17 protein-coding genes are annotated in these 20,826 nt (G+C 60.6%); 13 read left to right on the top strand and 4 right to left on the bottom strand.

What is annotated here, in order from left to right:
• Window positions 1–281 precede the first annotated feature (281 nt).
• The 7 genes from ACVWZ4_RS24360 (at window position 282) to galE (ending at window position 12,157) form a co-directional block, all read left to right on the top strand.
• The gene (locus ACVWZ4_RS24360) at window positions 282–1,718 is read left to right on the top strand and encodes an O-antigen ligase family protein (protein WP_456704479.1); all 1,437 of its coding nucleotides are present in this window, start codon (window positions 282–284) and stop codon (window positions 1,716–1,718) included.
• Window positions 1,715–2,839: a glycosyltransferase family 4 protein gene (locus tag ACVWZ4_RS24355; protein WP_456735648.1), complete on the top strand. Its 1,125-nt coding sequence runs from the start codon at window positions 1,715–1,717 to the stop codon at window positions 2,837–2,839. The genes ACVWZ4_RS24360 and ACVWZ4_RS24355 overlap by 4 nt, the downstream gene beginning before the upstream one ends.
• A 151-nt stretch (window positions 2,840–2,990) precedes the next feature.
• Window positions 2,991–4,460 (top strand): lipopolysaccharide biosynthesis protein, encoded by a 1,470-nt coding sequence (locus ACVWZ4_RS24350; RefSeq protein ID WP_456741376.1) that lies wholly within the window; start codon window positions 2,991–2,993, stop codon window positions 4,458–4,460.
• Between the two features lie 120 nt (window positions 4,461–4,580).
• Window positions 4,581–6,806 carry a WD40/YVTN/BNR-like repeat-containing protein gene (locus ACVWZ4_RS24345; RefSeq protein ID WP_456741375.1) on the top strand — a complete coding sequence of 742 codons (2,226 nt, stop codon included), beginning with the start codon at window positions 4,581–4,583 and terminating at the stop codon, window positions 6,804–6,806.
• A 112-nt stretch (window positions 6,807–6,918) separates the two neighbouring features.
• Window positions 6,919–8,769, top strand: a complete 1,851-nt coding sequence (asnB, locus tag ACVWZ4_RS24340) for an asparagine synthase (glutamine-hydrolyzing) (RefSeq protein WP_456704483.1) — start codon at window positions 6,919–6,921, stop codon at window positions 8,767–8,769.
• Between the two features lie 534 nt (window positions 8,770–9,303).
• Window positions 9,304–10,686, top strand: coding sequence for a polysaccharide biosynthesis/export family protein (locus ACVWZ4_RS24335; RefSeq protein ID WP_456704484.1), 1,383 nt, complete (start codon window positions 9,304–9,306; stop codon window positions 10,684–10,686).
• 412 nt (window positions 10,687–11,098) lie between these two features.
• Complete coding sequence (galE, locus tag ACVWZ4_RS24330; RefSeq protein WP_456735651.1) at window positions 11,099–12,157, top strand: UDP-glucose 4-epimerase GalE; 1,059 nt, start codon at window positions 11,099–11,101, stop codon at window positions 12,155–12,157.
• Between the two features lie 158 nt (window positions 12,158–12,315).
• Here galE and ACVWZ4_RS24325 read toward each other — a convergent pair whose 3' ends face one another.
• Both ACVWZ4_RS24325 and ACVWZ4_RS24320 read right to left on the bottom strand, forming a co-directional pair.
• On the bottom strand, window positions 12,316–12,714 hold the full coding sequence (locus tag ACVWZ4_RS24325; protein WP_456735652.1) for a hypothetical protein: 399 nt from the start codon (window positions 12,712–12,714) through the stop codon (window positions 12,316–12,318).
• A gap of 13 nt (window positions 12,715–12,727) precedes the next feature.
• Window positions 12,728–13,123: a VanZ family protein gene (locus ACVWZ4_RS24320; protein ID WP_456735653.1), complete on the bottom strand. Its 396-nt coding sequence runs from the start codon at window positions 13,121–13,123 to the stop codon at window positions 12,728–12,730.
• 581 nt (window positions 13,124–13,704) lie between these two features.
• On the opposite strand from ACVWZ4_RS24320, the gene ACVWZ4_RS24315 reads away from it, so the two are divergent.
• The 6 genes from ACVWZ4_RS24315 to ACVWZ4_RS24290 all read left to right on the top strand — a co-directional run bounded on the left by ACVWZ4_RS24315 (window position 13,705) and on the right by ACVWZ4_RS24290 (window position 19,241).
• Window positions 13,705–16,041 carry a hypothetical protein gene (locus ACVWZ4_RS24315; protein WP_456704488.1) on the top strand — a complete coding sequence of 779 codons (2,337 nt, stop codon included), beginning with the start codon at window positions 13,705–13,707 and terminating at the stop codon, window positions 16,039–16,041.
• Between the two features lie 90 nt (window positions 16,042–16,131).
• Window positions 16,132–17,175 (top strand): TAXI family TRAP transporter solute-binding subunit, encoded by a 1,044-nt coding sequence (locus ACVWZ4_RS24310; RefSeq protein WP_456704489.1) that lies wholly within the window; start codon window positions 16,132–16,134, stop codon window positions 17,173–17,175.
• Window positions 17,172–17,792 (top strand): hypothetical protein, encoded by a 621-nt coding sequence (locus tag ACVWZ4_RS24305; protein WP_456704490.1) that lies wholly within the window; start codon window positions 17,172–17,174, stop codon window positions 17,790–17,792. The genes ACVWZ4_RS24310 and ACVWZ4_RS24305 overlap by 4 nt, the downstream gene beginning before the upstream one ends.
• Before the next feature lie 36 nt (window positions 17,793–17,828).
• Window positions 17,829–18,428, top strand: a complete 600-nt coding sequence (locus tag ACVWZ4_RS24300; RefSeq protein ID WP_456704491.1) for a DsrE family protein — start codon at window positions 17,829–17,831, stop codon at window positions 18,426–18,428.
• Between the two features lie 138 nt (window positions 18,429–18,566).
• Window positions 18,567–18,806, top strand: a complete 240-nt coding sequence (locus tag ACVWZ4_RS24295) for a hypothetical protein (RefSeq protein WP_456704492.1) — start codon at window positions 18,567–18,569, stop codon at window positions 18,804–18,806.
• A gap of 36 nt (window positions 18,807–18,842) precedes the next feature.
• Window positions 18,843–19,241: a hypothetical protein gene (locus tag ACVWZ4_RS24290; protein ID WP_456741374.1), complete on the top strand. Its 399-nt coding sequence runs from the start codon at window positions 18,843–18,845 to the stop codon at window positions 19,239–19,241.
• Window positions 19,242–19,310: 69 nt separating this feature from the next.
• On the opposite strand, the gene ACVWZ4_RS24285 is transcribed toward ACVWZ4_RS24290, so the two are convergent.
• Window positions 19,311–19,880: an SET domain-containing protein gene (locus tag ACVWZ4_RS24285; RefSeq protein ID WP_456704494.1), complete on the bottom strand. Its 570-nt coding sequence runs from the start codon at window positions 19,878–19,880 to the stop codon at window positions 19,311–19,313.
• Window positions 19,881–20,076: 196 nt separating this feature from the next.
• Window positions 20,077–20,799, bottom strand: coding sequence for a TetR/AcrR family transcriptional regulator (locus ACVWZ4_RS24280; RefSeq protein WP_456704495.1), 723 nt, complete (start codon window positions 20,797–20,799; stop codon window positions 20,077–20,079).
• Window positions 20,800–20,826 lie beyond the last annotated feature (27 nt).

Raw genomic sequence — 20,826 nt, 5'->3', positions numbered from 1 at the left:
GAAGATCGGACGCGGCTCTCTGGTCTGGGGGCATTGCGGGACGCGCCCTGGCGCGCTGGTAAAGGGATTACCTCCAATTCGCAGAGTTCGCGCCGCATCAGACGCTTGCATATGAAGCGCGAGACGGCGACTCTCACGCACTATCTCAATCCTGTCGCGAATGACATCGGCTGCTGGTAATCGATAATGCCGGGTTCGATTGACGGCGTGACTTCGTCATCCGTGATGTCGCTGACGATGACGGCGCACAAAGGGTCATTCGACAACACGGCGATCGACAGATGAACGGCTCCTTCTCGAATTCCAGCTCCGTCCCGCTATTGCGAGCCGACACTTTGCTCCTGATTCTCGTTGGGATCTTTGGCGCGATCGGGGGCGGATTGACGGCAATGGTCGGGGGAGCGATTCCCTTTTTCCTTTTTTCGTTGCCGATTGCCGCGGCGGTGGTCCTCGCCAACTACCGGAATGGAGTCTGGCTATTGGTGTTACTCTTGCCTTTCGCGTCGACCCAAATGGTTCCGCGTCAGGTATTCGGGGTAACGGGACTTAACCCGGAAAATTGCCTGCTCGTGCTCACGTTCTTGTCTCTATGCTTGGCTTGTCTCCGAGAGGCCGTTCGGTTTCCCCGGCTGCCGCTGACCCTGCTGGTATATGTCGCACTCATTGCACTTGCCGCCTACAACGGGTCCGGTTCGGCAGAGCACGCAATCACGATTCCAGGCGAGGAGCCTTTGACCGTGACCGCGTACTTGCTCGACAGTTTCGCCAAGCCGATGGTTATCCTTATCGTGGCTTGGCTGGCGGCTGTGGTCTCGCGGAATGGAAATGGGCAGGCTCTGATCTGGGCGCTCGCTGGTGCACTCGTCAGCTTCTTCGTGCTCGTCGTGAGCGACGTCGTTGGCAACGGCATCAGCCTGGACAGCCTCGCGTCCGCGGGAGAGCGTGGTTTTCTCAATTGGACTGGAATGCACGCCAATGAGATCGGCCTCATGGCGAACTTGGGGTTTGCGATCCTGCTCCACACGGCGGCCGCCGCCTCCCGACCGCTTCCGCGCCTGATGCTTTTTGCATGCGCTATCGTCGTTGCCGCGACGGCGGCCCTGACCTTTTCTCGAGGCGCCTTTGTCGGTCTTGCCATCATCGTTGGACATTATCTGATCACCCGGCGCCGAACAGGCCAGATTGGTCTTGCACTGTCGTTCACCGTCGCTGTCGCCTTGATATTGCCGGACGCCTTCGTCGAACGGGCGACGACGGGTTTCCAGACAGAGGATACCCAGGCAATCTCGGCCGGTCGCCTGGACATGATCTGGCTCCCGCTATTGCCAACGCTGTGGGAAGCGCCCATCCTCGGGCATGGCCTCGGTTCGACCCAGTGGGCCACTCCCAATATCCAGGGAGCCATGCTGCCGGTGGGACACCCCCATAGCGCTTATCTCGGCGTTCTTCTCGATCTGGGGATCGTGGGCGGTGCAGTCGTTGCAGCCTTCTTCTGGTCGGCTTGGACGATGTTCAGGCACCTCGCGAAGAACCATCCTGATCCACTATGGCGCGGGATTTTCCAAGGTGGGGTCGTTTGCCTGATATGTCTCGCCGTCCAGGGACTGACGGATGACCGATTTGTGCCGACCTACCCGCAGGTGGCCCTTTGGTTGTGTTACGGGCTTGCCCTCGGCCAAGCCCACTCAACCTATTCGGCCAAAAGACCGCAGCCATGAAGGTGTGTTTCGTCGGACATGAAAACCTCCCGGTCCTTGCGCCGGAATACAATCGCCATGGTATTGGTGGGGAGGAGGTCCAACAGACGCTGCTCGCGAAAGCACTCGCTGCTCGTGGGTACCAGGTTTGCATTGTCGTCGGGGATTATGGTCAGCCCGACGCAGAAACCTGGCATGGCGTCACAACCTACAAAACGTATCGTGCGGAAGCGGGTCTTCCGGTACTCCGTTTTGCTTATCCACGTTGGACCGCAACGTGGGCGGCGCTGATGCGAGCCGATGCCGACGTCTACTACACAAGCAGTGCCGCCATGCGTGTCGGCTTGGTCGCGATGTTCTGCCGCCGGCATGGACGTGGTCTCGTCCACCGATTGGCACATGACACGGATGCCGATCCAGAGAAGTTGCTGATACGCTACAGGCGAGACAAAAAGCTCTACGAATACGGATTGAGGAGGGCCGACAGTGTTCTTTGCCAGCACTCCGGCCAGCAACGCTCGCTCTTGGAAAATTACGGTTTGACGAGCGTGGTCGCTGACATGCTGGTGGATCCGCCGGATCGGCAGCTGGATCGTGATCAGCGCGACTTGGACATCCTTTGGGTCAATAACCTGCGTGACTTCAAGCGCCCCGAGCTCGCCATCGAGTTGGCGCGTCGCATGCCTTCGCGACAAATCCACATGGTTGGCGGTCCACAGCCTGGCTATTCCGAGCTGTACAGCAAGATCGAGTCTGCCGCGAAGGACCTTCCGAACCTGACGTTTTACGGTCGCGTGCCTTATCACGACGTCGGAGATCTCTATGACCGCGCCAAGATTTTCGTCAATACGTCGCATACCGAGGGTTTTCCCAATTCCTTTCTTCAGTCCTGGCGTCGCGGTGTTCCTGTAGTATCGTTTTTTGATCCTGATGGACTTATCAGGCGCGAAGGCCTGGGTGCCTCCCCCCAGTCCATCGATGAGATGGCTCAAGTTATCGATCACTTGGTTGCCGATGAAACGGAATGGCGAAAGGCGTCCGAGCGATGCACGAGCTACATGAATCGAGTACATGGCGATCACGTTGTGCTGAAACCCTACCTCGCAGCAATCGAGGAAGCGGTTCACCAAAGGAAGAAATGACGCGTGTCGAGCAAACCGGTGTAACGATGTGGTTCCTGATCGACGGCGATCGACGCAGGAGGGATGGCATGCATGCGCGTCAGCGCGTGCATGGCCTCATTTCCCCATGACGGAAGCACTCGCAGCACGAAAACCTGCTGGACAAGGGCCCATGGAGGCGGGCGCGAGCGGCACGACGTCGGGGATTCGCCGCAAGGCTGGTTTTCTGGCTGCTGCAGGGGTGTTCGAGTATGCCATGCAAATGGCGCTGCCGGTCATCCTGGTCCGCCACCTGACCCAGCAGGAGTTTGGGGACTACCGCCTGATGTGGTTGGTTGCCTCGACAGGGTTGATCCTGTTTACCCTCTTCTTGCCGCAGTCCCTGATTTATTTCCTGCCGCGCGCCGCTCCCGGAGCCCGGCCCAAGCTGGTGGGGAACACGCTACTAAGCCTGTTCGCGCTCGGTGGTCTATCGGTTCTCTCGCTTCTGATCCTGATGCCCGTCTTGCCTGGTTCGATCGCCGGCTTGCAGCGCTACTCGCCGCTTGTGCAGATTTTCGTCGGGACCTGGATATTGGCGTCTATCCTCGACGTATTACCGAACGCGGATGGCAAGACGGAGTGGCAGGCCGGCACAACGGTGGGCTTTGCAATAATCAGGGCGGCGGCATTGGCAGGTTCGGCAGTCGCCTCGCGCGACGTGGCCTGGGTTCTGGTAGCCATGTGCGGCGTGGCTGCGGTGAAAGTCGGAATAGCGCTCATCTACGCTCTGTTTGCCGCGGAGGAACCTGGCCTCGCATTCGACCGACAACTCGCACGCATGCAATTGAACTATTCGTTGCCCTTTGCTGTCGCCCAGGGACTTTTCCTTTTGCGCGTGCAGGCCGACCAATGGGTCGTGGCGGCGAACTTTTCGAACACGGCCTTTGCACTTATCTCGATTGCATCGACGGTTCTGCTGGTCGGAACGCTGACTCGCCAGCCTCTCAATGATGCTCTTTTACCCAAGATCAGCTCCTTGGTTGGGGCTGGCAAACTTGATGACGCTCGCTCCCTTATACAGAAGGGATATCTCGTGCTGGGACTTATGCTGCCCCCAGTCCTCGGGTTGCTGATCTCGACCGCGAACGAACTCGTCGAACTCATATATACGCGCGAGTATCTGGGGGCGGTGCCGCTCATGCGCGTTTATCTGCTGGGACAGATGGCTACCGTCTTCGCGGCCGGCCATCTGCTTCAGGTATTTGGCTTCGGCCGGCGGGCTGCAATAATTGGAACAATATCCCTTCTGCTGTCGATTGCCTTGAGCATTCTTGGTCTGCAGTTTTTCGGTCTTGCCGGAGTGGTTGCAGGAAGCACCATGAGCCTTGTTGTTTGGGAGTGCTGGGCCTTGAGCATGGTTGCCAAAGCGCTGGGAACCAGCATCGCCCAACTGATACGGCTCGATCAGAGTAGTAAAGTCATCGCTGTCGTCGCAGTCGGCGTTCTCGTCGTCCACATCCTCTGCTCCGGGCTGGACACATCGGTCTTTCTTCGCCTTTTCGTGAAGTCATCGATCTTTGTGATAACTGTGACGCTTGGTTTTGTGCTCACGAACATGCATTGGTCGCTGATATCTCTCCTTCGAGAACGGCGGAAGTGACGCCGAATGGCTGAACCAGCTGGCGCCGACATTTCAGCGGGGTTTGCATAATGGTCGAAACAAACACCATCAAATGCCCGCCAATCGCGGTACTTGAAATTCATTGCAGACGGAGGGTGTATGGAAAAGAAACGAGCGCACGCACCGTTGATGGTGCTGGGCGTTGGTGAGCGGGCCGGAAGATACGCACCCCTGGCAAAGAGCGCCTGGAGCGCATGGTTCATTCATCGAGCATGTCTGGGAGCGCTGCTGGCCGCTCTAAGCTTCGCCGCCGCGCATGCAGGCCGCGTCAAGAGCGAGCCATACGTGTGGACGAACGTGAAGTGGGGCGGGGGTGGGTACGTCACCGGAATCGTCGCGCATCCATCCGTCCCCAACTTGCTCTACATCCGCACCGATGTCGGTGGATGCTACCGGTGGGATGCTGCCAACCAGCGCTGGATTCCATTGCTCGACTGGCTCCCGCTCTCGCACCAGAATTTGTTCGGCGGAGAGAGCATCGCTATCGATCCATCGAACCCCAACAACGTCTACTTCGCTGGCGGGATGTTCAATTGGTGGCGCGGCGGACCGTGGGATGTACTCAAGTCCACAGATCAAGGCAAGACATGGCAGCGCACCAATCTAAACGTCGTCATGAACGGCAACGATTTTAAGGGCGCGCTCAACGGCGAGCGCCTGATTGTGGATCCGAATGACGGCAACGTCCTCTACTTTGGTTCACGCAACGACGGCTTGTGGAAGAGCACCAACGCCGCAGCAAGTTGGCAGCGGGTCGAGAGTTTCCCCAAAGGCACGGCAGGAGTGGGGATCACCTTCGTGGCCGTCGATCGCACGACAGGCAGGGCGGGATCGCCTTCTTCAACAATCTATGCCGCCGTACGCGGCCGCGGCGTCTACCGCAGCATGGACGCCGGGGTCTCGTGGACCCTCATGGCCGGCAGCCCGGTTGACCCTCACCGCGAGGCCCTCGCCTCTGATGGAACCCTCTACGTGACCCACGACGACGGAATCGCGAAATTTTCCGGGAACGCCTGGACCAACATCTCGCCGCCCCACGAGAGGCGCAACTTTTCGGCTATCAGCGCCGACCCGACCAATCCGAACGTCGTGGTGACGATGGAGAGCCATTACGGCTGGTATCGCTCCACGGACGGCGGCGCCACTTGGACCTCCTGGAACGTGAGAGCCACCTCCTCCGTCCCGTGGCTGCCCAACAGCGAGTTTGCCGATGGGCCGTCGGCGATGGCAATTGATCCCGGCGATCCCAAGCGGGTTTGGTTCACGGACACTGGCGGGGTATGGCGCACCGACGACATTACCGCCAAGCGCCAAGTTTGGCAGAGCTATGTAAATGGGCTGGAAGAGATGGTCGTCTTCGACGTCAAGTCCCCGCCCCGGCGCGCTCCCCTGCTGTCAGCTGTGGCTGACCATATCGGTTTCCGAAACGCCTCTCTCACCACGCCACCGCCCAACGAGTTGGGATATACGCCCTTTGGCACCTCCACCGGAATCGATTTCGAGGAGGCGGATCCAGACTTCGTGGTGCGGGTGGGGCATCCTGGAGACACCTCGCCGGCCGGTGGCTATTCCATCGACAATGCGCAGACCTTCACGGCTTTTTCATCCTACCCAAACGGAAACTTCGACGGCCGGGTGGCGGTTTCGGCCACGTCACGGCGGATCGTATGGCTGCCGAAAGGCAGCGCTCCCTACTACTCGACCGACCTGGGCGCCTCGTGGACGCAATCGGTTGGAGCGCCGTCGACCGCCGTCGAAGGGAAGGACTACTGGAGCAAGAACAAGCCGCTGGCCGCGGACCGGACAGATGGAAGCAAGTTCTACCTGTACGACTACGAGAGCGGCCATTTCTACCGCTCGACCGATGGTGGGGCGACATTCGAGAGCATCTCAACTATTCAGTCGTCGGGTTGGCGACAGCAGGTCGTAGAAGCCGCCCCAGGAATGAACGGGGAGGTTTGGATGAGCAACGGTGCCTCGGGCCTTTATCGTTCGTCGAACGCAGGCGAGACCTTCGTCAAGCTTGCCAACGTCAACGCCGCCTTGATGTTCAGTTTCGGAGCACCGCCGAACGGGTCGAATGTCCCGACGATCTTTCTCCACGGCACAGTGGAGAACATGACGGGGATCTTTCGATCCGACGACATGGGCACCAGCTGGGTTCTCATCAACGACACCCAACACCAGATGAGCGATCTCGTAAACGGAGCGGGGGCCATGGCGGGTGACCGGCAAGTCTCAGGCCGAGTGTACATCGGGACCGACGGACGGGGCGTCTTCTACGGTGTACCATCTGATGCAGCCCCAAGCGCGCGGATGCAGTGATTGATTTTGTCCGCTCCTTAAACCCTGGAGATTTGACGAAGAGCGCCCCTCCTCTGTAACTTGCAACATTTCGAGTATCGTTCTTTTCGTATAGAAAAATGATCGGGCAAGCATGTGCGGAATTGCCGGCATAATCGAGGCCGAGAAGCCGGTTAGTTTTCAATTGCTGCAAGGGATGTGCAATGCACTTGCCCACCGCGGCCCGGACGACTCTGGTGTCTGGCTCAGTCCGGATCGGCGGGCCGGCTTAGGTCATCGGCGCTTGGCCATAATCGATCTCAGCCCCCTCGGTCATCAGCCAATGAGTTCGGATGATGGCCAAATACAAATTGTTTTTAATGGTGAGATTTACAATTTTCAGGACGTTCGAGCCGAACTCGAGGCGCGCGGCAATAGCTTTCGCAGCGCGAGCGATACCGAGGTCGTGATCGCCGCGTATCGAACGTGGGGCCCCGCGTGCCTCGATCGTTTGGTCGGAATGTTCGCGCTCGCGATCTGGGACGGCGCCAAACGACGCCTCTTCGTTACTCGCGATCGAGCTGGCGAGAAGCCTCTTTTCTATTTGCACAAGAACAAGCGGTTCGCTTTCGCGTCGGAACTGAAGGCTATTCTCGTTGATCCGAATATCCCACGGAGGGTCAATCGCGAGGCGCTCGACGATTACCTGGCGTATGGTTACGTTTCCGGGTCGCTTTGCATCCTCGACGGATTTGCAAAACTGCCGCCGGGACATTGGCTGACTTACGAACCCGATCTGGATCGGCTGCAGATCAGCAGATATTGGGACCTACCGATACGTGCCACCGACACCGCACGGAGCGATCTGCAAGAGCTCACGAGCGAACTCGAACTCCTGCTGACGCAGAGCGTGCGAGGCCAGCTCATCGCCGATGTGCCAATCGGCATCATGCTGAGCGGTGGCCTTGATTCGAGCCTCGTGGCTGCCGCAGCCGTCAGAAGTTCGGAACAGCCTATTCGCACTTTCAATGTCGCCTTTCCAGACTATCCGAGCTTCGACGAGTCGCGCCATGCGCGTCGGGTCGCTGATTATCTCGGATCAAACCATACCGAACTCGTGGCTGAGCCCGGCTCGGGCGAGTTCTTGCCTTCGCTCATCCGTCAATATGACGAGCCAATCGCGGACAACTCAGTGCTTCCCACCTACCTGGTGAGTCGCGCGATTCGAAAGGAATGCGCTGTCGCCCTGGGAGGCGATGGAGGCGATGAACTCTTCGGCGGCTACATTCATCATCCTTGGCTTCTGAAGATCGCGCAACTGCGGAAGTTTGGTCTGCATCGGCTCGGGTTGGAAGCACTCGCCGCAAAATCGATTCCCGTGGGAATCGAAGGACGCAACGCGATCTTGGGGCTACTAAGCTGGAATGAGCCACAAACAGCACTGACGCGACTACTTGATCCGATTACGCGCTCGCGACTGACGGGCAGGCCGATGTCGGTTGCCCCGGAACTTCGCCGCGCCGGATTGGAGACAGCCTACACAGGCATAGATGCGATTTGTGCCACCGAGTTCCGCAGCTACCTGCCCGATGACATTCTTGTCAAAGTCGATCGGGCCAGCATGCTCACATCCCTGGAGGTGCGCGCGCCCCTCCTGGATCATCGAATCGTCGAGTTTGCTTTTGGGCGATTACCCGGAGCATTCAAGCTCGAGGACGGTCGAAGAAAGATCATCTTGCGTGCTCTTGCGCAGCGCTGGCTACCTCCCGACTTTGATAGCCATCGAAAGCAGGGTTTCTCCATCCCCCTGCATGAATGGTTCAAGGGACCTTGGAGACCGCTCGTGGACGATCTCATCGCGACCGGCTCGCCACTTTTCGACAAACGGTTCCTGGCGCGCTTCCTGTCGAGACTTCGGTCGACAGAGCGCGGAAGCCGCCGTCTGTTTCAGCTCATGATGCTGGAGATGTGGCGCCGTGAGTATCGTGCTTCCGTATCAGAATAGTTTGCACCTCGGTTCGAGCGTGTTCACCGATAGCGCCTGCACTTCGTGAATCCTGGCGCCGGCGTGATCATCGGCGGTGAAGCGGCGATGCGTACGGTTCTTCAATCATGGTCATCTGCGTGCCCACGGCCCGCTTCGGTTACGAGCAGGAACTCGGTCACCAATAGCAAGAGAGCGGCCAATCCGCCTTCCAACGCGCCTGCGATTGCCGCACCTCCATCGACCGGAAGCCTGGTACAGGCCCGCAAACTGATGAAGCACGCCAAACTGGATGGAAATTGGCGAAAACCGGATGGGAGGGGCAATAAGTGGGTAACTACGATGGTCGGTTGAGCCACGACAGCACGGGACTAGATTCGGGCAGCAATCGTCGACTGGTATGTTGGAGGGCACCGAGCGGTTCGGCGCCAGAGAAGAGAACGTAATTCCGCGGATCGCCTGTGTGGACGCTACTCGACGTCGACGTGCTGCCTTCCGCGAACAAGCTTGAAAGACTCTCACTTCGGTGACCACGTTCGCACAGGAAATGACGCCATGCCGAACTCCAGACTGCGCAATAGCTTCCATGTCGACGTCTTTGGCAGCGACCTGGGTCGTTGCATCAAATGGGCCTTGGTGGCTGTTGGCCTGACAATTTCCGTCACTCAAGCAAAGGCGGAATATCTGGTAAGCATCGGAGATGTGCTGGAGGTTGCGGTGGCCGGCGTGCCGGAGCTGCGGCATCGTGCTCCCGTTCAAATGGACGGGACGATTTCGTTGCCTCTGGTCGGAACGCTTCCAGCGGCCGGCCTGCCCTTGCCACAGATCCGCGCCAAAATCGGGGCTGCACTTGCGCGCAAGGTATTTCGGCAGCGGACGTCCGATGGCCGTGAGACGGTCGTCGTGATTGACGCAGACGAGGTCACGACGATCATCGCGGAATACAAGCCCCTATACGTAAATGGGGATGTATCGAAGCCGGGTGAATACCCGTATCGTCCGTCTATCACCGCGCGCCAGCTCGTCGCCGTGGCAGGCGGCTACGACATCATGCGGGTCAAGATGAATAACCCGTATCTGGAGGCAGCAGACCTCAGAAGCGAGTATGGTTCGCTTTGGACGGAGCTGGCCAAAGAACAGGCCCGTATGTGGCGCATCAAGACCGAACTTGGAGATGGAGCCCAGATCAGTCCAGCCCCCTTGATGGATGCGCCCTTGGCTCGATCGGCAATTTCCGAAATCGTTAATTCGGAAGCGGAATATCTGAAGACCAAGCAAAGTGATTATCAGCAGGAAAAGACGTTCCTCCAGCGCGGCATTCGACAGGGAGACGACGAGATCCGGGTGCTGTCAGACCAGCAGAAGAAGGATGAAGAGGGCCTTCAGGGCGATCTTGAAGACCTGCAGAAAACGACCGAGCTCTTCAGCAAGGGTTCCCTGATCAGCCCTCGCGTTACGGATGCGCGTCGCGCGGTGCTGCTGTCTTCAACCCGGAAGCTGCAAACCTCTGCGCAACTGCTGCAGGTCAAGAAGCAGCAGGACGAGTTCGTCAGGAAGCTCGCGAAGCTGGATGACCAGCGCAAGCTCGACCTGCTCCGCGAGCTGCAAGATACCAGCGTAAAGCTCAATGAAATTCGCGAGAAGCTGCAGAGCGTCGGCGAGAAGCTTCAGTACACTGCGATGGTTCGATCGCAACTCGTGCAAGGAGCCGGCAACAACGCGGAGATTGCCATCATCAGGAAGGGCGATAAGGGGCAAGACCGGATCATTGCGAATGAAGATACCGAGCTGCAGCCGGGTGACGCCGTCGAGGTCAGCCTCCAATACCAAGATGGTCCTGCCGTCCCTCCCCGGAGGCCGGGCAGTTCGGATGCTCCGGCAGCGACAGGCCGGACCGGTTCGATCGCCGGCGGTTCGGTTCGCGTCGGGCAAAAATGATAAGCGCGAGCTTGCTGGGCTGGAAACCAGAGCGGGTCCGACTGGAACGTCAGATGCGCGATCGCTTGAACATGGGTGGTGCGACAATCGTGATCGCTGTCAGTCTTAGTCGAATTGATTGCGGCATCGGGAACCTGGACGAAACGCGGGTGTCCCATCAGAGGTAATACGTAAGGTTCGAAATCTCTCCACCCCATGACGCGGCTTGCAAGTAGTGTGATGCCTACGCTCAGAGACAAGTGATGCTGCATCAAGGTGTTCGCGTTCTGGCCGGTTCCGAGACGAGCCTCCACTGGGCCGCCGGGGCTTCCTCGCAGCAAGCGCTGTTGCGAGGTCGGCTCTGGAGAACCTGGCCGGCGCCGATGCAGGCATCGCACGGAGGACGGTGGTGCGAGTGCGGAAGGTATCCGAGATGATCTTGGTGACCGGAGGTGCCGGCTACATCGGGTCCCACGTCTGCATCGCATTGCTGGACGCCGGGCTCGACGTCGTCGCTGTCGACAATCTTTCCAACAGCACCAGGGCGTCGCTGGACCGCGTGCAATCCATCTGCGGGCGTTCGCTCGTGTTTCGGCACGCCGATATCCGGGATGAAAAGGTGATCGGCGACATACTTCGTGACTTCGGAGTGACCGCGGTCATTCACCTCGCAGGGCTGAAGGCGGTGGGCGATTCCAATGTACGACCCATGACGTATTACGAGAACAACGTCCTGGGAACGATGCGGCTCGTGTTGGCCATGAAAACGGCGAATGTAAAGACGCTCGTCTTCAGCTCGTCTGCGACCGTCTATGGGATACCGAGATATCTGCCGATTGACGAAAGGCATCCCCTCGGCCCCACCAATCCGTATGGCCGCACAAAGCTCGTGATCGAACAGATGCTGAAGGACCTCTACAGGTCTGACGACAGTTGGCGCATCGCCAATCTGCGCTACTTCAATCCGGCTGGCGCGCACGAAAGCGGGCTCATCGGAGAAGACCCGTTGGGCGTTCCCAGCAACCTGTTGCCGTTTGTCGCGCAGGTGGCGATTGGACGGCGGGAGAAGCTGCGGATTTGGGGAGGCGATTATGATACGCCTGATGGCACCGGTGTCCGCGACTTCATTCATGTGGTCGATCTCGCAGCTGGTCATTTGAGTGCCTTACGCCAACTCAGAGAACCCGGTCTGCTCACGGTCAACCTTGGAACAGGCTACGGGCACAGTGTCTTGGACGTCGTTCGCACATTCGAAGCGGCGAGCGGGCGGCCCGTCCCGTATGAAATCGTGGAGCGCCGGGCCGGTGATGTCGCCGTCTGCTATGCCGACCCGACCTTTGCGAAGGATGCGCTGAGCTGGACGTCGACGCGGTCCTTGCAGCAAATGTGTGCGGACCATTGGCGCTGGCAATTGCAGAACCCCAATGGCTTTCGTGCAGGCGAGTTCCCGAAGGCTCCGGAGCGGTCCGGTCATCTGCGCCGTCATGCCTGAGCGCTCCGGCCCAAGGCATTGGTCGAGCACCGGAGCCCAATCGCATGAGCTGAATTCGGAACGAACCTCGGCAGCAAGCATACCGCCCATCAGAGGTAGCTCGTAATGACCCGAAATCTCCGCGCCGCGGAGCAAGGCTGCAGGTAAGATGCCGTCGCTCATGGGAATCCGCGATGCCACACTATCGTGCATACGTTCTGGACGAACACGGCCGGCTGGGGGGCGTCGTCAATCTTGAATGCCCAGACGACGCGTCCGCAACCAAGCGCGCCGGGCAGTTGGCGGACGGTCACGAGGTTCAGCTTTGGCGGCTTGTCGCCGAACTCAAATTTGAAGACCCGCAGCATCGATCCAAGCGACGGCGGAATGTCCGGGCACCCGTGCACTAAGCGCTCGATTGACGCTTTCATCCCGCGGATGGCATCGCCCCGATAACGCCGCCCGACCGTCGCGGCTGCCGACGTGAGCCGTTCCCCCCGCGCTTTGGAAAAGGTGCCGATCCGCCGCGGATGTGAGTCGCAAGAAGCCCTGGGCGGGAAGATCAGCCTGCTCGTCAACGACGTTTGCGTGTCAACGGGTCGGCATCTTCGCCAAATGCGCCATCATTCGATGGGACGCGGCGGACACCGCGAAGCCGACGCAGGTCGAGAGCGCATCGACGACAAAATCCCCAAACCTCGCGTGCCGTCCCGGCACCCATAGCTGCATGATTTCAAGCAGGCCGATCAGGGCAACGGCGACCGCAGAAATAGTCCAGCGCCGCTGCGGATAGGCGAGACCGAAGCTAATGCCGACCAGAACGAAGGCGAGCGCATGGTCGCCGTGCTGTCCAAGGATGGGGTGAGGCCGAAGGTCCTGAGGGCCGAGCGTTACGAAGGTAACGGCGGCCGCAAGCAGCCAGGCGACAAGCCGAAGAAGAGCGGTAACTAAAGCGTCTTGATTGCTAGCCACACCGGGGCTCGTCATTTCTGAGACTCGATTTCAAGAGCACGGTCCCTCCGATCAACGCAAACGCCAAACGTCAGTTCTAGTTCAGCGTTTTGTTGGTTTGACTCTTATCACGCGGCCTCGGGGAGTTTGTAGGACCAAGATGAGGGGATGATGGTTCACGTCTCCGACACGCCGCACCGGGGCCGGAACATTGAACGATCCAGTCGGTTCCTACCTGCTCCTGACGCCCGAGTATGGATTCCTGTGTGCGCGGACGTGGGGGAGTACTCCAAAGGAGCGTCCTGCAACGCCTCAGCCGTGCGTGCTCAGGCGCTTGTCCCGGCCCGGCGGCCCCCCCGATTGGTTCTGAAACACCGTAGATCCCAAACAACTTCATCGCGGTTCGCAGGCGCCGACCGGCATAGGGAGTACCCATCCATGGCAGTTGTTCAATAGCGCTGCTTATTGATGAAATCGCTTCTGTTTTCCTCTCGAATGAGGGGAATGCAATGGCGCCCCGGGAAGGCACTGCTCTGAACCCAGCTTGCAGATGAAAGCCCACACAGACAGTCGAACGGGACGGCAAAGTCCTGGCGCCACGTACCTGGCAGCACGTGATGGAGCGCAAGGTCATGCTTCATGAGGAATTGAAGATCTCCCTGAGGTGGGACCGATCTGCACCTCTGTGGATGGCAGCGGTCATGCTTGCTATGACTTGGGCGTCGGAAACGATGGCTTCACCGGATCAGACGCGGCGCCTCGCAGACGCACAACAGGCAACGACTGCCCTCAACCTCAGTGCTCACGAGTTCGCGACTTTGGTGCCGCGCCCAGGCGGCAGCGCCAAATCGATGCAGGTTGCGCAAGCGACGAGTAGCGAAACCGGAGCCCAGCAGCTTTCGGAGCCGCAACGTGACTGGGCCCAGTCACTGTCCTGCGAACTTGGCCTTGCAAGGCGCGACATAGCGTTGCTGCAACATCTCGAGCGAGAGCACGATCGCGCCGAGGGGCTGTTGCAAAGTCTCGACGATGCGCGGCGCGAGGTCGAAACGCAAAAGGCGTTGGCAGCGAAGGCCGTCGACGACGCTTGCCGACTAAAGGAGGCTTCCCAACCGAATCAAGCGGGCGCGAGTGCCGTAGCTGAGTTGCAGGCATCGCTACAGCAGGAGCGCGAGCGGTCAGCACGGCTGGAGCAGGACCTCGTGGCCGCCCGCCGCGACCTCGACACTCAGAGCGCATTGGCGACTAAGGCAGGTGAGGAAGCGTCAGAGCTGAAACATGCGTCGGAGAGCAACGCCCTGGAGCTACGGAACGCCGTGCAACAGCAAAGCGATCGTTCGGCGCGGCTGGAGCAGGACCTCGTGACCGCCCGGCGCGACATCGAAACCCAGACTGCATTGGCGACTAAAGCAGGTGAGGAAGCGTCGCAGCTGAAACATGCGTGGGAGAGCAACGCCCTGGAGCTACGAAACGCCCTGCAACAGGAAAGCGATCGTTCGGCACGGCTGGAGCAGGACCTTGCAGCCGCGCGACTTGATGTCGAGTCCCAGACCGCGCTGGCGGCAACGGCGAAATCGGAACTTTTGAGGCAATCGATGCTAAAGGAGCGTGACAGGGCCGAGGCGCTGTCACAGGACTTCTCTCTGACCCGGAGCGCAATTTACGCATACGAGGCTCAGACCCTCAAGGCTGGAGGCGAATCTGCCGAGTTCGACCTAGCGGCTGCAAACGCCATGCCGCTCCCGGCCTTTGCGCAGGACGCGCACGACCGGATGGAGCGGCTGCAGCAAGAGCTCGCGGTGGCGCGGCGCGAGGCTGCGACCCAAACGGCACTGGCGGCGAAAGCCAGCGAGGAAGCGTCCCGGCTGAAAGCGGCAGGAGAGAGCGACGCAGCGGAGTTGCAGAAATCCGTGCAACAGGAGCGGGAGCGGACCGGTCAGCTCGAGCAGGCGCTCGCGGCCGCTCGACGAGACATCGATGCGCAGACGGCGCTGGCCGCAAAGGCGGGCGACGAGGTCGCCAGGCTGACGCTAGCGGCAAAGGCTGACGCCGAAGAGCAGAAACGGTCGATACAGAAGGAGCACGAGAGAGCCGATGCGCTGGCGCAGGATCTCTCGATGGCCCGCAGCAAGATCTACGCATACGAAGCTCAAGCCGCCCAAGCCAGTGAGGAAGCGGCACAGCTCAGACGAGCGGCGAGCGATACGGCCTCGCTGGAGCAATCGCAGCAGCGGGAACACGAGCGCGCTGAACAGCTATCCCAGGATCTTGCGAAAACGAGCCGCGAGCTCGACGCACAGACCAGAATGGCGTCCAACGCGAGCGAGGAAGTCACACGGATCAAGCAGGCCGCCGAGCGCGACTCGGCCGCGCTGCGGAGCTCATTGCAGCGCGAGCGCGAGCGCGCCGACGGATTGGAAAGGGATCTGGCGTTGGCGCGTCAAGATAACGGCGCACTCGTGGCGAAGGCTCCCTACGCCGCGTCTCCGCCGGCTACGACCGGCAAGGCAGTACGCCAGGAACCGGTGTCAGCGCCGGCGCGGCCAATCCAAAACCGGCCTGTCCAAGACCGAGCGGTCCAGGACGGAGCGATCCAAGACGTAGCCGTCCAAGACAAGCCGGTCAAAGATCAGGCCATAGCGGCGCGCAGCCAGGGCGATGCTCAGGTCAATCCTAACGACGGGGTGCAAGCGGTGAAATTGATCGCGCGCGCCAGCGCGCTGCTTGAACAGGGAAACATCGGCGCGGCGCGGATCGTGCTCGAGCGCGCCGCCGAGCTAGGGAGCGCGCAAGCAAGCTTCCTGCTCGCGGAAACCTACGATCCGCTGATCCTTCGAAATTTTGGAACGTACGGAACGCAAGGCGATCCCACTAAAGCGCAGACTCTTTATGCGCGGGCCGAGGCTGGAGGAATCAAGGAAGCGAAAACGCGAGCGGAAGCGCTGCGCCGATAGCACGGTCTGGTGAGGCGATCTCCAAAGCGACGATGCAATCAAGGATCGAAAGCGCCGCCACGGCCGCCGCATGTGTAGAGGAGTTGGTCGATGAAAAGGCTTACAGGATTGCGTCGGCTGCTCTTGCTCGCGGCGCTCGCACCATTGCTCCTGACCCCTCAGCTCGGGGCAGATGCGCAGCCGCAAGATATACGACCGCGCAAGGTTCGCCTGGCGCGGCCCGAGCCGCCGCTGCCACGGCCTGAGGTGGTCTCCATGAACGCCTGGACGGTCGGCCTCGCCGGGGGTCTGCTCGAGGGCGCACCAATTCGCCTCGCGGCCGAGATCGCCCGTGTGGTCGACGATGGGGATAACCTGCATGTTCTGCCGGTCGTCACTCGCGGTGCCGCGGAAAACCTCAATTCCCTGCTCTATTTGCGCGGCATCGATGCGGCCATCATCAACTCCGACGCGCTCGAGGAATACAAGAGCCAGGTTCCGGACATCCAGCGACGAATTGCGTATGTCCTCAATCTGTTCCCGTCCGAGCTGCATATTTTCGTTCGACCCGAGATTCGGAGCTTGAGTGATCTCGCCGGGAAGAAAGTCAATTTCAATACGCAGGGCACCGCTGCGGCCTATTCGGGGCCGCTGATCTTCAGCCGCCTCAATCTCGACGTCGAGAAGACGTTCATTCCGCACCAGATCGCACTCGAGCAGATGCGCAAAGGCGAGATGTCCGCCGTCGTCTTCATCACATCGAAGCCGGTGGATGCTTTCGTGCGAGGCCGTTGGGAGCCCGGCTTCAAGTTCCTGCCCCTCCCATACGAGAGCAAGTTCGAAGACTACTATCTTCCCGCCAGCCTCGATGCGACCGACTATCCCAATCTGATAAAGCAGGGCGAACGCGTTTCAACGATCGCCGTGCCGACTGCATTGGTCGCTTTCAATTGGCCGGCAAAGTCCAATCGCTCTGAGCGCGTCACACGCTTCATCGATCACCTATTCTCCCGGATCGACAGATTGCAGGCCCCCGGCTTCGATCCGAAGTGGAAATCCATCAACCTCGCTGCGACGGTTCCGGGTCTCGCGCGCGTCCCTGCGGCGCAGGCATGGCTGGATCGGCAGCCTCGCGCAACACAAGCATCACAATGAAACGCGCCGCGATCCTCCTTCTTGTTGCACTCGGCGGTACAGGCCGCATTGCGCTGGCCCAGGATCCCGCGACGGAGCTGCGTTCCTGCCTTCAGAAGGAACACGCGGACCGCCTGGGGTGTCTGAATAAATTGACGCGTTCCATCGCGCCTCAAAATGGCATGACGCCCGAAGACGACTGGATCGTCAGCCTGACGACCTCCCCCATAGACTACTCGCCGATCGCGACCGCTACGACGTCGTCACGCAGCGGGGCCGGCGAGTCCACGATGCAATTATCGATCCGCTGCCGCGCTGGCAGGACGGAACTGGCGCTCGCGGGCCCGGGCATCTCACGCGGAAGCGGTGATGATGCAATTTCCTATCGCGTCAACGACAATCCGGCAGTGCAGGTCGCAGCGGCCGCGCCGGCCTTCGGTCCTGGCGTCGCGTTCGCGGGCGATGTTGTTCGCCTGGTGCAGTCGCTTCCGGACGGCGGGGACCTTATCGTCCTCCTCTCGGCAAGGGGCGGGTCTGCGCATGACGGAACGTTCTCCCTCGCCGGGCTGGACGCGGCGCGCGCGAAGATGGCCTCGGCATGCAGGTGGCCGCGCGCGATTGCAGCACCTAATCATTGATGGCGAACAGATGATCTTGTTCGATGGAGGCGCATAATGATCAACTTTCATCTTAATGCCAAAGCGGCCGCGATGGCAGCGTTCGCCACTCTGCTTGCTGCATCGCCTGCGGGCGCGGAGCAAGGCGGCAAGTACTGGACGCCGGCAGACGGGCAACCCGCCCTGTACAGGGCGAGCCATGCGAGGCAACACATAGTGAAGCAGACGACGGCGAGGCGAAAACAGTCCGCGTTTGCCCGGATGGATGATCCGGCCGCAACCAAGAAGCAAGAGCATCACCTGATCCTTCAGGTGAATACCAATGACCCCGCCGCGATGAATCTCGCGCTCAACAACGCAACCAACGTGGCGGAATATTACAAGGACGCCGGCGAGAAGGTGAAGATCGAGGTGGTGACGTTCGGGCCCGGCCTGCACATGTTGCGTGAAGACACATCGCCGGTAAAGGCGCGCATTGAAGAGATGGCCCTGAGCACGCCCGAGGTTTCGTTCAAGGCCTGCGGCAACACCCGGGAGAAGATGCAGAAAAGCGAGAGCAAGGACATACCGATTGTTCGGCAGGCGGAGGTCGTGAAGTCGGGCGTCGTGCGCGTGATGGAATTGCAGGAAAAGGGATGGACCTACGTCAAGCCGTAAGAAAAGGTTCGAGCCTGCTCGCACGGGCGCGGAAGCCGCTGAAGAACAGATGATTTCGCGTACATCGCGTTCATTACCCCCGAGGTAATCGAACTGGGTCCCGCATCGGCGCATCTTCGGTCATGACAGGAGATGACCATGATCGCACTGCTGCTCTACCGGACCCTTGCAGACTACGTGTTGCCTCGCATCGCCTCTTGGGCCGTCACGTTCGCGGCTCGGATGCTGGCCCGGGGACTCAACATGCCCGAGCCGCTGGTGCACTCGACGGGTGACTATGTCGTCGCGCAGGTCACGGCACTCGAGCACAGCGTCGGCAGGAGCCTCTTCCCCGTCCTCAGCCGGCTGCTCCGCGCCTGGTGGCGCGGACTGCACTGAGTTCCCCCGCGCCCAACCCAGCCAAGGAGACCTCTGATGATCGACGCATCCACCTTCCTGCGCCGCGCCCTGCTCGCCGACGCCCTCTTCAGCGGCGTTGCCGCACTCGGCTTCACCGTCGGCGCCGGTACGTTCGCGACGGTATTCAACCTGCCCGAAGCGCTGTTGCGCGAAACCGGCCTGTTCCTGATCGCCTACACCGCACTGGTGGGGTGGCTCGCCTCGCGCACAGTGGTGCCGAAGCCGCTCGTGCTGCTGGTCGTGGTCGGCAACGCCGCCTGGACGGTCGGCAGCATCGCAGTGCTGTTCTCGGGCACGGTGTCACCGAACCTCGCCGGCGAACTCATGATCATGGCGCAGGCAATCGCGACCGGCGTATTCGCCGAGCTGCAATATGTGGGCTTGCGAAAGAGCGGGAGCGCAGTGGCTGCCTAAACAACAATGTACCCCCATGTCCCGCCTTCGGCCGGGCATGACGGTGGGCCCAAAGGGGCGACGCGCGGGTTATGCCCGTGCGCGGCTCTTTTTGGCAACGGCATGGCCGTTGAGCTTCTTCTTTTTGGCACCCTTCTTGAGACTCTTGGCACCCGTCTTCTGCGCCTTGCGCTCCGCGCGCGCCTTCACCCTGGCACGTTCCGCACGCGCCTCGGCGCGCTGCTTCTTGCGCTTGTTCTCACAGGAAGGGCACTTGCAGCCGATCGGCTTGAGATAGGCTTTGAAATAGTCGGTGCCGTAATCATAGTTGATCTCCTCGCCCGGCTCGATGTTCTTGATGGCGCGGATGAACACCTTGCGCTCGCGCGGGCGGACGTCGGATTCCGCGTTGGGCCGACAGGAATGGTTGATGTAGCGCGCGAGATTCTTGCGCACCGAGCCATCGATGGTCCAGCGGCCGTTGAGCTCGAACAGATATTTGTTCTCGATCTCGTCGTGCTCAGGAATGCGGCAGTCCAGGATCGGCCCGAAATAGCGGATGATCCGGGTGCCTTTCTTGATCGGCATGGTGGCGAAGAGGCCAAGTCCGGTCTTGGAGCGGCCGACGCGATAGGATTTGCGGGAAGCGATGGCTGGCATGATCGAGAGGCATGAGGACGCAAATAGGGCCGGATGCCCCAAGCGAAGCCGCTCTTCTAGAACGATTCCGCGCCGCTGTCAGGTCTATCTCACCGCGCTCAGGCCTTGCCCACAGTCAACTTGCCCATAGTGAAGGTGTCGATGGCTTGAGTTCCGCAAGACACGGGCGGTGCCTGTCACATTCCGTTGGCCAGCGTCAGGTCGGCAGCCTCCCCGCCACCGTCGACTTCAGGATCGCTTCCAGCAGTTGCTCGGCCGTCGTGCCCGCGGGCAGCCGTTCCAAAATATCCTCGAGCCGCCCGTCGAGCAGCAGCATGGTGAAACCGTGCACCATCGACCAGGCCCGCGCGATCGCCGCGCCCTGCTCGACGGTCAGGTTGTCGCCGCGGATCGGCTCCTGGCGCATCGCGCCGATGGCATTGGCAAGTCCGGCAAAAGAGGATTCCGCCGCCTCGTGCAGCGAGGGCCTGGAATAGTCGAGCCGCTCGGTGCGGAACATCAGACCGTACATGCCGGGATGGGCCTGGGCATAAGCCACATAGGCTTTCGGTCGCGCCAGCGCCCGCTCCAGCGGCGAAGTGACCGCCTCGCAGGACGCGGCCATCGCCGCGTTGAATTGGCGGAAACCGATCGCCGCGAGCTCACTGACAAGCCCCGTGAGATCGCCAAAATGATGCGTCGGGGCCGCATGCGACACGCCAGCCTCGCGCGCCACCGCGCGCAGCGTCAGGCCGGCGAGCCCGTCGCGCTCCAGCACTCGTTCGGCGGCCTGGAGCAGAGCCTCGCGTAAGGCGCCATGGTGATAAGGCGCCTCGGTCTTCACACTCGCCGGGCGGCGAGCCGGGCGAGGTGACGAGGGTGTCTTCTTGGGCGCGCGCGCGCGGCGAGCCGTTTCGCTTTTGGTATCGCTCTTAGCCATTTACAAGCTATATGACGCAATATTGAC

Source organism: Bradyrhizobium sp. USDA 4472 (assembly GCF_054058595.1).
The sequence above is the reverse complement of the archived record's forward strand: the minus strand, read 5'-3'. Positions and strand labels throughout refer to the sequence as shown.